Annotated in this window: 11 protein-coding genes; 4 read left to right on the forward strand and 7 right to left on the reverse strand. The window is 53.5% G+C overall.

What is annotated here, in order from left to right; all coding sequences use genetic code 11:
- Positions 1–2 precede the first annotated feature (2 nt).
- The 4 genes from PCH01S_RS10010 to PCH01S_RS10025 form a co-directional block, all read right to left on the reverse strand.
- The gene (locus PCH01S_RS10010) at positions 3–1,436 is read right to left on the reverse strand and encodes a PTS transporter subunit EIIC (protein ID WP_042228959.1); all 1,434 of its coding nucleotides are present in this window, start codon (positions 1,434–1,436) and stop codon (positions 3–5) included.
- A 43-nt stretch (positions 1,437–1,479) separates the two neighbouring features.
- Positions 1,480–2,325, reverse strand: a complete 846-nt coding sequence (locus PCH01S_RS10015) for a carbohydrate ABC transporter permease (protein ID WP_042228963.1) — start codon at positions 2,323–2,325, stop codon at positions 1,480–1,482.
- A 13-nt stretch (positions 2,326–2,338) separates the two neighbouring features.
- The gene (locus PCH01S_RS10020) at positions 2,339–3,292 is read right to left on the reverse strand and encodes a carbohydrate ABC transporter permease (RefSeq protein ID WP_042228965.1); all 954 of its coding nucleotides are present in this window, start codon (positions 3,290–3,292) and stop codon (positions 2,339–2,341) included.
- 77 nt (positions 3,293–3,369) lie between these two features.
- Entirely contained in the window at positions 3,370–4,734 is a 1,365-nt protein-coding gene (locus tag PCH01S_RS10025; RefSeq protein ID WP_042228966.1) for an ABC transporter substrate-binding protein, read from the reverse strand.
- A gap of 461 nt (positions 4,735–5,195) precedes the next feature.
- On the opposite strand from PCH01S_RS10025, the gene PCH01S_RS10030 reads away from it, so the two are divergent.
- Genes PCH01S_RS10030 through PCH01S_RS10045 form a run of 4 tightly spaced genes read left to right on the forward strand, consistent with a single transcriptional unit; the run spans position 5,196 to position 10,247 of the window.
- Positions 5,196–6,581, forward strand: coding sequence for a YheC/YheD family endospore coat-associated protein (locus PCH01S_RS10030; protein ID WP_042228967.1), 1,386 nt, complete (start codon positions 5,196–5,198; stop codon positions 6,579–6,581).
- Between the two features lie 21 nt (positions 6,582–6,602).
- Complete coding sequence (locus PCH01S_RS10035; protein ID WP_042228968.1) at positions 6,603–7,748, forward strand: YheC/YheD family endospore coat-associated protein; 1,146 nt, start codon at positions 6,603–6,605, stop codon at positions 7,746–7,748.
- Positions 7,749–7,752: 4 nt separating this feature from the next.
- Complete coding sequence (locus PCH01S_RS10040; RefSeq protein WP_042228970.1) at positions 7,753–9,120, forward strand: YheC/YheD family endospore coat-associated protein; 1,368 nt, start codon at positions 7,753–7,755, stop codon at positions 9,118–9,120.
- A complete protein-coding gene (locus tag PCH01S_RS10045; protein WP_042228971.1) occupies positions 9,120–10,247 on the forward strand; it encodes a YheC/YheD family endospore coat-associated protein in 1,128 nt (375 codons plus the stop codon). The genes PCH01S_RS10040 and PCH01S_RS10045 overlap by 1 nt, the downstream gene beginning before the upstream one ends.
- Positions 10,248–10,272: 25 nt before the next feature.
- Here the strand turns inward: PCH01S_RS10045 and PCH01S_RS10050 are convergent, their stop codons facing one another.
- From PCH01S_RS10050 to PCH01S_RS10060, 3 genes are read right to left on the reverse strand one after another with little or no spacing between them, the layout of a single operon-like run.
- Complete coding sequence (locus PCH01S_RS10050) at positions 10,273–11,532, reverse strand: ArnT family glycosyltransferase (RefSeq protein ID WP_042228972.1); 1,260 nt, start codon at positions 11,530–11,532, stop codon at positions 10,273–10,275.
- Positions 11,533–11,570: 38 nt separating this feature from the next.
- A complete protein-coding gene (locus PCH01S_RS10055; RefSeq protein ID WP_042228973.1) occupies positions 11,571–11,942 on the reverse strand; it encodes an EamA family transporter in 372 nt (123 codons plus the stop codon).
- Positions 11,939–12,328 (reverse strand): DUF2304 domain-containing protein, encoded by a 390-nt coding sequence (locus tag PCH01S_RS10060; protein ID WP_042228976.1) that lies wholly within the window; start codon positions 12,326–12,328, stop codon positions 11,939–11,941. The genes PCH01S_RS10055 and PCH01S_RS10060 overlap by 4 nt, the downstream gene beginning before the upstream one ends.
- Between the last annotated feature and the right edge of the window lie 13 nt (positions 12,329–12,341).

Genomic DNA, 12,341 nt, shown 5'->3' on the forward strand with positions numbered 1-12,341 from the left:
ATCTATGCAGCTAAACGTTTGGCAATGGATTCCTTAATCAGCTCCGAGTCCGTCCCGAAAATAACGTGCACGTGTCCCTTTCCCATGTTCATAATTCCGAATGCACCCAGTTCCTTCAGTTTTTCTTCCTCCACTTCCTCAGCCTCTTTAAGCCACAGCCTCAACCGGGTTATGCAGGAGTCCACTTTGACGATATTGTCGATGCCGCCCACGCTGTTCACGATAGCCGTAATCCGTTCTTCCTCCGGGGGCAGAGCCGAAGATACGATCGCCGCGGTCAAACCGGGAAAGTCTTCTTCCCTGCCCGGGGTTTTCAATTTAAAAACTTTAATCAGAAACAGGAACAATCCGTAGTAGACGACAAAATAGACAACTCCTATGATCAGAAACGCGAAAGGGAATTCCTTTAATTTCCAATTCAACAACAAATCGATAAATCCTCCCGAGAAACTGAAACCGAGTTTAATATTAAACAGATGCATAAACAGCATCGCAAGTCCGTTCAGAACCGCATGAACTCCGTACAGCAGCGGTGCCGCAAACATAAACGAAAATTCAAGCGGTTCGGTCACCCCGGTGAGCATCGAGGTAAGTGCGGCGCTGTAAAGCAGAGCGGCCACTTTTTTCCGCTTCTCCGGCAGCGCGCATTTGATCATCGCCAAAGCGGCTGCAGGCAAGCCGAACATCATCGTCGGGAAAAAGCCGCTCATAAACATGCCCGCGCTCGGATCGCCGGCGTTGTAGCGGGTCATATCGCCATGAACATAAGTTCCGGTATTTGTCATAAACTCGCCCACCTGAAACCACACGATACTGTTCAGAATGTGGTGCAGCCCCGTAACCAGAAGAAGCCGGTTCAGAAACCCGTACATGAATACGCCGATTCCCCCCGCATCTACGATCCAGAGGCCCGCATCCCGGATCACATCCTGTACAGGAGGCCAGATCAGGCCCATAATTCCTCCCATTCCTGCCATAACGAGCGAGGTAATGATGGGCACAAAACGCCGGCCCCCGAAAAACATGAGGTAATCCGGAAGCTTGATATTATGAAACCGGTTGAACAGCATCACGGTGATAAGCCCCGTCATCATCCCTCCGAGGACGCCCATATCCAAATGGGCTCCAGGCGTCGTCTGCTCTACGGGTACGCTTTCAAAAGTCGCAAGCGCTCTCACAAACACGATGTATCCTACCGTAGCCGCGAGCGCCGCCACTCCTTGACCGGACGTCATGCCGATCGCGATGCCGATCGCAAACAGCAGAGGAAGGTTATCCACAATGGCATTGCCGCCGGTGCTGAATATTTTCGAGATGAAGATCAGAAACGGATCCTGGAAAGTAAAAGCGCCGAGCCGCTGCAAAATTGCGGCGGCCGGCAGGACGGCAATCGGTATCATGAGAGACCGGCCGATTTTTTGAAGCGTATGCAGCATGTTTGCTCACCTTTTTCATCTTGCGGAAAAAAGCGGCGGGCCGTTATTTAACCGCACCCGCTGTAATTCCGCTGGCAATTTGACGCTGAAAAATGAGATAGAAAATCATGACCGGCACCATGGAAATGAGAAGCGCCGCAAACAGCGGACCCCATTCCGTCCGGTACTGCATCTCCCCCTGCATAACGGCAATGCCCACAGGAAGGGTGTATTTGGAAGGTTCACTATTGAGTACGACGCCGAGAATGTATTCATTCCACGTGTTCAGCACGTTGATGATGCTGACGGAAATGAGTCCCGGTTTGGCGAGAGGCATCATAATGCGGAAGAAAATGCCGTAGTAAGAGGCGCCATCCATCATGGCCGCTTCCTCGATTTCGGACGGCAAGGTTTTGAAGAATCCGACCAGGACGAACACGCTGAACGGAATGGTAGAAACTGTGTATACGATGATAAGCCCAAGAAGGGAATTGGTCAATCCCATATCGCTCATCAGGAAGAACAGGGGAATCATTCCGAGGAACATGGGAATCATCATCGAAGCGATATACACGTAATAGAGGACGCCGCTTCCCTTGAAGGCAAACCGGGCCAGAATGTAAGCCGTCATTGAGGAAAGCACGAGACCGGCCAAGACACTGACAACCGTAACAATGATCGAGTTCATAAAATAGCCGCCGAACTGGTATTTATCCCAAACGTAGCTGAAGTTGGAGAACAACAGCGGAAATTGGGGAAGATCCCACGGATTACCTTGGAAAAACTGCTGGTTATCCTTCAGGGAACCGAGGACGGTCCAGACGAGCGGGTAAAGCACCATGATCGCCCACACGATTAAAAGCAGGTTGACGACTATGCGCCAAAACGGGTTTTTCAGTCCATCACTCATGCATATAACCCCTCTACGAAATTTCTAACGGTTCTCTTTTCATAATCCGCTGCAAGGCAACCGTCGTTACCAGAGATACAACGAGCGTCAATACGCCGATCGCGGCCGCATAGCTCAGGTGATACTGCCTGAAGCCCTGCTGGTACAAGTAGGAGCCCAGTACCTGGGTCGCATTGTCCGGTCCGCCCTCGGTCATAATCGAGACGATGATAAAGGAGCCGTTGAGCGTAGTCATCACGATCCAGATGACGGAAGTCTGAATCTGCTCCCATGTGAGCGGAAGCGTAACGTGCCAGAACTGCTGCCATTGGGTGGCGCCGTCAAGCCCTGCCGCTTCGTACAGAGAGTCCGGAATGCTCAAGATTCCCGCGATGAGAAGGAGGGTACAGAAACCGACGCCGGCCCAGATCGAAGGGGGAAGCAGCGACCACATCGCCGTTGCCGCATCGCCCAGCCATGGAAATATGAACGGCTCGCCTTTGATCTTGCCGATCAGAGAGTTCAGGAAGCCCAGGTTAGGGTTGTACACGTAACGCCACAGCACGCCGACGACTACGACGGAGATTACGTTCGGAAGAAAAAAGATCGCCCGGTAAAACCCCGAGCCTTTGATCTTAAGACGGGTGAGCGCCACCGCAAAAAACAGGGCGAGCACCATAAAGCCGATCACTTTGCCCGCCACCAGGAAATAATCATTCAGCAGGGCCTTCGGAATAATGGGGTCCTTGAACATTTCTTTAAAATTGTCCAGCCCGATAAAATTGTAATCCATGGAGCCGCCGGACCAGTCGAACAAGCTGAGGTAGATGCCTTTGAGCATCGGATAGACGGTGAATACGAGATAGAGCAGCAGGGTCGGAAGAATAAAGGTCGCAATAAACAGATTGCGCCTTACCTTGGAGCGTCCGCTCTTTGGCTTTTTCGCCGTAATGACTCCGGCCGGATTAGTGACAGGTGTTCCTTTCATGCGTGAACCTCCGCTTTCCTGGGAACGACAATAAGGGAATTCGCATTCCCTTATTATCACTCCGGAGATATGGGTGCTTATTTTTTCAATTTGGCGCGCTGTTTGGCTGCTTCGTCTTCCATACGTTTCGCCCACTCTTCTTTGGTGATCGTGCCTTGAGTCAGAGCCAGCGTGGAATCGTTACGCACTTTTTTGAGGTCTTCCGGAATAACCGGCTCGGGTGCTACAACCGTTTCCGGAGAGCTGTAGGATTTGATGGCCGTTTTTGCCAGGTTGCTTGCGGACGTGTTGTCGAGGTTCGTTTTTACGTTAAGCAGAGCGCCTGTCGCTTCCGCCCATTTTCCCGCTTGTTTTTCGGTAAAGATAAACTGGATGAACGCTTTTGCCGCTTCCGGGTTTTTCGCTTTTTTGGCGATACCCATCGTGGCCGTAGTCGGAATCGCTACGTTTTTGCCGCCTTTTTCCTGAGTAACGGACGGAATGAATCCGAAGTCGAAACCTTGCGGAACGTCCTTCTTCATTTCGTTCTCAACCCAGAGTCCGTTCGGGATAAAGGCCGCTTTATGCTGGAGGAACTGCGTTTGGGAGTCCGTGTGGTTCAAAGCGACGGAGCCCTTGTCGATGAAGCCCTTATCACGCATTTCAATGATCTTGTCAAGCGCTTTCATAACCGGTTCGCTTTTGAATACGCCTTCTTCCATGTTGTTGATTTTTTTGATGATGGACGTATCGTAGTTGTTCGCCACCACGGTTGCGGAATCCAGGAACGCGCCGTTAATGTAATAAGGATATACGCCGGTATGAATGTAGACGCTCATCTTGCCGGAAGCCTTGATCTTGTCGCCTACAGCCAAGAAGCTCTCCCAGTCTTTCGGCTCTTCCCAGTTGTTTTTCTTGAATTCGGCGCGGTCCCAGAACGTTCCCCACGATCCGAAGACGAGCGGAACATCGTAGTATTTGCCTGCTTCGTACTCTTCCGGCTTGGAAATGAACATGTCCATAATGTTTTTGCCGTCCGCGTTTTTGGCGGTTTTCAACCAGTCGGTAATGTCCATGAGCTGGCCGTCCTGATACATGGTTCTCGCGTTGGCGCCCGCTCCGTCGATATAAACCACATCCGGCGGATTGCCTTGAATCCAGCGGGGTTTCATTTGATCGTTGATTTTGGCCCCTGCGGACTGTTTGATCTTAAGGTCCGGGTTAGCCTTTTGGAACTCGTCGATGGCCGCCTTCCACCAGGTGTCGCCGTAGCCGCCGACAAAATATTGGATCTCGAACTCGCCGGTCAGTTTTTTGCCGCCCGCTTCTCCCGAATTCGCGTTCGAGGACGCTCCCGGAGTAGCTGCCGGCGTAGTCGTTGTGTTCGTTTTGCTGCACCCTGCCGCGATTGCGGTTACCATCATCAAAGAAATTCCCATGTTGAGCCATTTGTTTCTTTTCATGTGTACAAACACTCCTTAAAGGTTCTTTTGTAATCGGTTACAAACTGAAGCGGTCCCCCTGATGCTTTGTCAACCAACGCCTTCTTACCGGGAGTTCCTCACCTCCTTAGCGATCCCGAGAGAACAAAAAAAGGGCATAGTCAAAGAAGCAAAATCACTTCTTTAACTAATGCCCTTTCGGTAACATGTTAAAGTTTGGGTATGTAATTGTCGGGATGAAGATAATATTGAAATTACTTACATCTTACAAGGACTTTTGTCTCTCGTCAATCCTTTTGTTAACACTTTGTCCATATTTGTCATCTTGTGCCGGTATCCTCCTGCCGCTAAGGCATGGCGGGCGTAAGGCCGAAACCCCGCATTCGCCCTTGCACCAAGGGATATATGTCCTCATATGATGAAGTAATTCTTTAGTTGCAGCCGCCGGCACCGCTTATACCGCGAAGCGAAGGAGTTTTCCCATGACCCGCATCTTCCATGTCCGCAGCCTCGATCCCGCTCTCTACGAAGACGAACGGACCGTCCTGCTGAGCCCGGAAATGATCCGGGCATGCCGCTTGGCCCCGGACAGCGCCGTCAAGCTCCGCTTCGGTTCCGCGTCCTGCGAAGCGGTGGTCCGGCCGGCTGCAGAACCGGGCGCGAGTCCGGACGAAGAGCTATGCCTTCATCCGGCGCTGAGGCGCCGGCTCGGCATTCACGGCGGGTGCAGGCTCTCGCTCGTTTATCAGCCTTCCGCCGCCACGCTTTACGCGGGTCCGCTCGTCGGGGTTCTGCTCAGCAGGCTCTACTCGTCTCAGGAAATGCCGTTCGGCTCCATGACAACCTTCTGCCGGGAGCTGACCAAAGCAGGCGAGGAAGCCGGGGTCAGCCTGTTCTTTTTCTCTCCCGAAGAAATACACACTTTTCCCGATCTGGGAGGCCTGTATTACGACGAGAAATGGAAAAAAGGAATTTTTCCCGTCCCGCACGTTATTTACAACCGGCTGACTTCACGCAAATACGAAAACAAACCGGAAGTCCAGCATTTCCTCAAAGCCGTTCAACTGCGTCACCAGACGCATATTTTCAACGATAAATACCTCGATAAGAACGCCGTATTCTCCGCCCTGGGCAGTGAGACCGCTCTTCAGAACTGCCTGCCGGAGTCTCATCCGTTCTCCAACTACCACATGCTGAAGGCCATGTCCGCCCGGCACCGGACCTTATTTATAAAACCGGCCTCCGGCAGTCTCGGCAAAGGAATTTTCCGCCTGCACGTCCGGGAGGACGGCAGCTGTGAAGTCCGGTTCTCCGCGCTCAGCGGGACCGTCGTCCTTCCCTATCCCGATCTATTCGAGGCTTACTTCCATATGGCGGGAAAAATCCGGACACAGGCTTATCAGATCCAGGAAGGCCTGGACCTGCTGACAATCGGCGGCCGCCCCGTCGATTTCCGTGCCCTCGTTCAGAGAGACGGCGGAGGAGAATGGGTTCTGAGCTCCATCGTGGCCCGGATCGCGGCGGAGCAGCACTTCGTATCCAACCTTGCGAGAGGCGGAACGATGACAGCCGTCCCGGAAGCGCTGGCCGGGACTTCGTTGGCCTCACGCAAAGGGAGCATTCAGCGTACTTTAAAAAGTACGGCGCTGATAGTCGCTCAGGCCATCAGCAGAAACGTGAAGGGAACGTTCGGGGAGCTCGGCGTGGACCTGGCTCTGGACACCGCCGGGCAGGTAAAACTGCTGGAAGTGAACTCCAAGCCTTCCCGTGAGGAATTCTCCCTTCCCTCCCCGGCTGAGGAAACGCTTGTGCGGCCGTCCGTCCGGCGTCTCCTTGACTACGCCGTTTATTTGGCCGGCTTTATGTAGAACAAGAAGGCGGTGGGTCGTATGGATCATACAGTGAATCGGTGTCTGGGCGTTCTGGCCTCGCCGGGCAAAACGGCGCCCGCCGGAGGTTCCGAATCCTTTTTCCGGAGGCTGAGCCAGAACGGGGCGGCCGAAGGAATCGAGGTCATCGTGTTCAGCCCGGACGGAATCTCTTTCGAATATGAGACGGTAGACGGCTTCCTGTACAGTCCCTCGGATTCCGCTTGGAGAGAAGGCACCTTCCCTCTTCCCGCCGTCCTTTATGACCGCTGCTTTTGCTCCAATTCCGCAGAGCAGCGTCTTTACCGCCGGCAGTTGAACCGGCTTCACCGGCTGCCCGGTATCCGGTTTCTGGGCGGAGGCCTCCGGGGCAAATGGGACGTCCAGCGCCTGCTGGCGGCCGACCCGGCCCTCGCCCCGCATTTGCCGCTTACCCGGCGCCTGACTGACCCGCACCAGCTTGAACCGTGGCTTGAGCTGCACGGGGCCGCTTTTCTGAAGCCCGAAGCAGGCATGCACGGCAAAGGCACCCTGCATATTTACTGCAGTCCCGGAACGGACTTTTCGTGGAGCGTACGCGGCCGCGACCGGGCGAACCGTCCGGTGCGGCAGGATTTCGGCACGACGCTGGAAATGCGGCGCTGGGTCCGCGATTTCATAGGCAAACGCCGCTATTTGCTCCAGCAGTACCTGCCGCTGACTACACCGGACGGTACGGCTTACGATATCCGTTCTCTTATGCAAAAAGACGGACGCGGCCTTTGGAAGTTGACCGGAATGGTTGTGCGCTCGGGCCGCCCGGGAAGCGTGACGTCCAATCTCCACGGCGGCGGCATCCCCTGCGAGGCCGAAGCTTTTCTGAGGGAACATTTTCCCGGCGGGGCGTCCGGCAGGCTAATGAAGACACTGTCCGTTTTATCCCATCGAATTGCGCTTATTCTGGAATCGTCGCATGGGCGTCTGGCCGAGCTGGGCATCGATTTCGGCGTTTGCCGGGATGGACGCATCCACATTCTGGAGGTTAATTCCAAGCCCGGCAGAGCAGCCTTCCAGAGCATTGACGGCGGGAAAACCGCCCGCTCAGCCGCCTCTAATCCGGTCCGGTACGCCGCCTATTTGCTGAGAACGCAGCGGGAACCGGCAGGGGCAACAAGTTTAGGAGGGTAACCCAATGAGTTTGACGACGTGCACGGTTCACGTAAATTCCAAACAGGAAAAAAATATTTTGGTATCCGGTGAACTGGCCAAGGCGCTGCGCTTGTCAAAAAACAAGACGCTGCAGCTCCAGGTCGGCTCCAAATCCATTACACTCCCGGCCCGGTATATCAAAAAAAGCGGACTCCACCTCTATCTGCCCCAGTCCGTCATTACTTCCGTGAAACTTCCGCGGATCGGTCCGTGCCTGGCAGCGAGCGGAAGCGGCAGAGATATCCGGCTCGGTCCCGTAATCGGAATTCTCACGAATGTGTCCAGCACCACGGCCGGTCCTTTCGGAACGAGAACACCGTTTATCCGTTCGCTGATGCAGCCGGGGGAACGCAAATCGTTCCACATCGCCTTTTCGCCTAAGGATGTCAACTGGCAGCAGGGCACTGTAAACGGCTATATGCTTCAACCGCAGGGAGGCTGGGTCCGTAAAACCGTTCCGCTTCCGGATGTGGTTTACAACCGGCTTCCCAGCCGTAAAGCGGAGAAATTGCTCTCCATGGAGGACTTCAAGCAGCGCTTCGTCAGACGAAATATCCCTTTATTCAACTGGGCTTTCTTCGATAAATGGGATGTGTACCGGCTGCTTGAAAACGATCCGGCCTTTAAATACGTGCCGGAATCGGTCCTGGACCCTACGGCGGAACAGCTGCAAGATCTTCTCACCCGCCACAAATTCATTTATTTGAAACCGACGGCGGGAAGTCTCGGCATCGGCATTTACCGCATCACGTATTCAACCGACCGCGGGTATTTCGTACGCTACCGCCGCAACGGCAAAAATGTGCTGCTGCGCTTCAACAAATACGAAGGGCTCGTCAAAATGCTCGGCATCAACCGCGGCAAGCTGAACAGCTATGTAACCCAGCAGGGAATCCGGCTGATCGAGATCGACGGCTGCCCCATCGATTTCCGCTTCCATCTGACCAAAAACGGAAGCAATCAGTGGGTCGTTGCCGCCATCGGCGCTAAAAAGGCGGGCAAGGGAAGCGTTACGACCCATCTGCGCAACGGCGGCCAGCTGATGACGGCGGAGCAGGCCTTGAAGCAGGTGTACGGCAACAGAAGCGACGCCGTCTTGACCCGCATGAAAGAGACGTCCATCGAGCTTGCGGAAGCGATCGAAACAAACTACAACCACCGTCTGGGGGAACTCGGCTTCGATCTCGGCATCGACCAGAACGAGAAGACGTGGATGTTCGAAGCGAACGCGAAGCCGGGACGTTCCATCTTCAAACACCCGGGGTTGAAATCCCAGGATAAAGCTTCCCTTAACTATATCTATGAGCACTGCGTCTATTTAAGCCGCTTTCGTGCGGGGAGGGATGGTTAGTGGACGTTAGCGCCCATAAAAAGCAGCAGCCTCTGTGCATCGGAATATTAACAACACCCGATCCAAAACGCCAATTCTCGGGAAATCGTGAAAATTTCATTGATTTGATCAAAGCCGGCTACGAACAGGGTGCTCTCGTTTATGTAGTCACTACATCCGATCTGAAATTGAGCGGCAAGCAGGTTCAGGCCTACTGTTATCAGCTTGCCTCAAAAAAATGGAACAAACAGCTGATGCCTCTTCCCGATGTCATTTACAACCGGATCCCGACACGCCGGCTCGAAATCCAGAGCGACGTGCAGCGGACGATCCAGGCCTGCATCCGCAGCAAGCAGGTCCATTTGTTCAACCCGTTCTTTTTCGACAAATGGACGCTCTTCGAATGGCTCGATCAGTCTCCCGAAATCCGCAAATACGTGCCGGTTACGAAACAGTTGAGCAGCCAGGCCGTCCTGGAGTCGATGCTCAAAAGGTTCCCTTTCATCTACCTCAAACCCGTTGAAGGGAAAGCCGGCAAAGGGATCATGCGCCTGGAACGGATCACGAAGAAAAGCGGAGCGCAAACTTACAAGCTGACCATGCAGGAAACTGCGGACTCGCATTACGAGTTATTCACGAACTTATCCGATGTCTGGAACCGGATCGCCGAGAACAAAAAGGATGAAAACTATATCATTCAACAGGGAATCCTCCTTTCAAACTTTAACAAACGTCCTTTCGATCTGCGCGCGCTTCTTCAGAAGACGTCGAAAGGCACGTGGAGCGTAACCGGAATCGGAGCCAGAGTCGCCGGCAAACGGAGCATTACGACACATGTGCCTCGGGGAGGCTCCATCGACGATCCGGCAAGGCTGCTGGAGAAATCATTCGGTCCGCTCAAGGCCAAGCGGATTCTCCAGCGGACGCGCAGCACCGCACTGCTTATGGCAAACAGCGTGGAACAAACCTCCAAGCAGAAGCTCGGGGAGATGTCGATGGATCTGGGCGTCGACCTCGACGGACGCATCTGGTTTTTCGAAGCCAATTCCAAACCGATGAAATTCGACGAACCCCACATCCGCAAAAAATCGCTGACGCGCATTATCGGTTACAGCGTATATCTGGCAAACAAAAACAAGACCAAATGAACCCATAAAAAAAACCATCCCGGCTTTACGGCAGGGATGGTTTTTGATGTTTGCGGCCGGCTGCCGCGCCTGTTCTTCCTCTGCGTTCCCACGCCTGAAGAATCGCATAGCCGGCAAAAAGAGCCATAAACGGCATCAACGGAGCCGAATACCGCGAATGCGCCAAATAAATCATGTGAAGCAAGGACATGTAAGCGAACAGCACGGTCAGAAGGTACGTCAGCCGCTTCCCTCTCGCCAGCCAGATTCCCCGAATGCCGAACCCGAGAATGGTATAGTGAATCCCTACGGGCAGAATGAGACTAACCCAATTTACGGCGTTCCAATAGTACACGTCCCCCCAGAAGGTCGCAAACTTCCCGATCGTGTACCACTGGAGGTAATACAGCGGCTGCTTCGCAAAACCCGTCCGGATCCGCTCCTTGGCCCACTGCGTGTCAAACGCGTCATTGACCCACAGATCGCTTGATGCGTGCCACGTCCGCTGTTCGGCTACAGGCGGAGGCCCGTAAGGAAACGTGCCGAGGAGCAGCGGATTACCGCTGGATTTCGTCAGCGGAATAAACTGCCCTCCGGACACTTCGTAGTTGCGGACCCACCATGGCATGAGGCAGAGGACAAATACCAGAGCGGAGACCGCCAGGCAAACCGCCAGTTTTTTCCACGGGATCGCCCGCCAGTAAATGAGCAGCAGCAGAAAAAATCCCGGCCAAAGCGCGATCGTCGGCCTTACGTAAACGGCAAACGCCCACATCAGCCCGAACCAGACGGCATTTCCCGCGGTCGGCTTGTCCATCGCTTTCAGCGCGCCATGCACCAGAAGCATCAGAGCGAGCACAAACAAAGCTTCCGTCAAAATATAAAACGAAATGTTCCACATTGGCGGATAAACGGCTGTCAAAACGACGGCGATCAGCGCGGTTCTCTCGTTAAACAGCCGGATTCCGATTTTGAACAAAAGAATCATCGAGAAAGAAACCATGAGGACCTGAACGACCCGGATCGTCTGTTCCAGCACGTACCCCGTTCCAAGTCCGCTCATAAACAGGGCGATAAAAGCCGGAAGAGCAGGCGTAATAAACACCGTCGGCTTCGACGAGTCATTGTAGGTAAACATTCCTTTTTCCAGCCAGATCCGCGCGGTTTCCAGATAAGACTGGTCATCCGATCCCAAGTTGTAGGAGGAGCCGTATTTAAACACCACCACCAGCTTCAACAGTGTAGTGAGCAGCACAACCATCCAGAGCCAGCCCCGGACCGGTATAGATCGAAGCCTGTGCGGCATGATGCATTCCCCGCTTTCCGTAAAAAATCAAAAGCGCGTTACGAATAACGCGCCGATAAACCGATCATTCCCACGCCGATCAGGATCACCACGCATCCGGCGATTTTAAGTAACGACATTTGTTCGTTGAAAATATAATACGCCCCGATGACTGTGATCAGATAAGCGATGCTCTGCATCGGGTAGGCGATGCTGATGTCCACTTTATTCAGGATAAACAGCCATAAAACCGTTGCAAGCCCGTAGATGAAAAGCCCCCCCAGAATAAACGGGGAAAACATAAGATGAATGATACTTTGCAGGCTTTCGAAAGGGTCCGCTTTACGCGAAAGCCCGAATTTCCACAAAAATTGACCGCTTACCAGCATAAGCGTATTCAGCAAAATCAGTCCGATATGTAACGGATTCATGGCGTTTCCCGTCTCTCCGTTCCTGTGTAACTATCTTGGTTTCGACTTTGTTCCTTAAGCCGCATCACTTCGTTCTCCAGATACGCGTGCTCTTGTGCGAGCGTCTTGATCTGCTCCTGCTGCTTGGACAGCAGAATCGTCTGATGGACGAGCAGACTCAAGGTGACCACGATCACGATCAGGAAGATCAGCGACGGCATGTATGACACGCCGATCCAGAGAGCGAAACGGTTGAGCAGCGGGATACAAATGCCCGTGACAAGTCCCGCCAGGGCGATCATAATCCAAGTGAACGCATGGCGGTCTCTTAATTTATGCTTGCTGGTGTAGAAAAGAATCTGAAACAAGAAAATGACCGTAACCCCGATCGTAATAGCCTGAATCAAAATAATTGCCCTC

The sequence above is a fragment of the Paenibacillus chitinolyticus NBRC 15660 genome (assembly GCF_000739915.1).
Classification (GTDB): domain Bacteria; phylum Bacillota; class Bacilli; order Paenibacillales; family NBRC-103111; genus Paenibacillus_F; species Paenibacillus_F chitinolyticus.

Bases quoted from the DNA above. Each gene is read 5' to 3' on its own strand.
- PCH01S_RS10010 (WP_042228959.1), bottom strand. From the start codon at position 1,436: ATGCTGCATACGCTTCAAAAAATCGGCCGGTCTCTCATGATACCGATT.
- PCH01S_RS10015 (WP_042228963.1), bottom strand. From the start codon at position 2,325: ATGAGTGATGGACTGAAAAACCCGTTTTGGCGCATAGTCGTCAACCTG.
- PCH01S_RS10020 (WP_042228965.1), bottom strand. From the start codon at position 3,292: ATGAAAGGAACACCTGTCACTAATCCGGCCGGAGTCATTACGGCGAAA.
- PCH01S_RS10025 (WP_042228966.1), bottom strand. From the start codon at position 4,734: ATGAAAAGAAACAAATGGCTCAACATGGGAATTTCTTTGATGATGGTA.
- PCH01S_RS10030 (WP_042228967.1), top strand. From the start codon at position 5,196: ATGACCCGCATCTTCCATGTCCGCAGCCTCGATCCCGCTCTCTACGAA.
- PCH01S_RS10035 (WP_042228968.1), top strand. From the start codon at position 6,603: ATGGATCATACAGTGAATCGGTGTCTGGGCGTTCTGGCCTCGCCGGGC.
- PCH01S_RS10040 (WP_042228970.1), top strand. From the start codon at position 7,753: ATGAGTTTGACGACGTGCACGGTTCACGTAAATTCCAAACAGGAAAAA.
- PCH01S_RS10050 (WP_042228972.1), bottom strand. From the start codon at position 11,532: ATGCCGCACAGGCTTCGATCTATACCGGTCCGGGGCTGGCTCTGGATG.
- PCH01S_RS10055 (WP_042228973.1), bottom strand. From the start codon at position 11,942: ATGAATCCGTTACATATCGGACTGATTTTGCTGAATACGCTTATGCTG.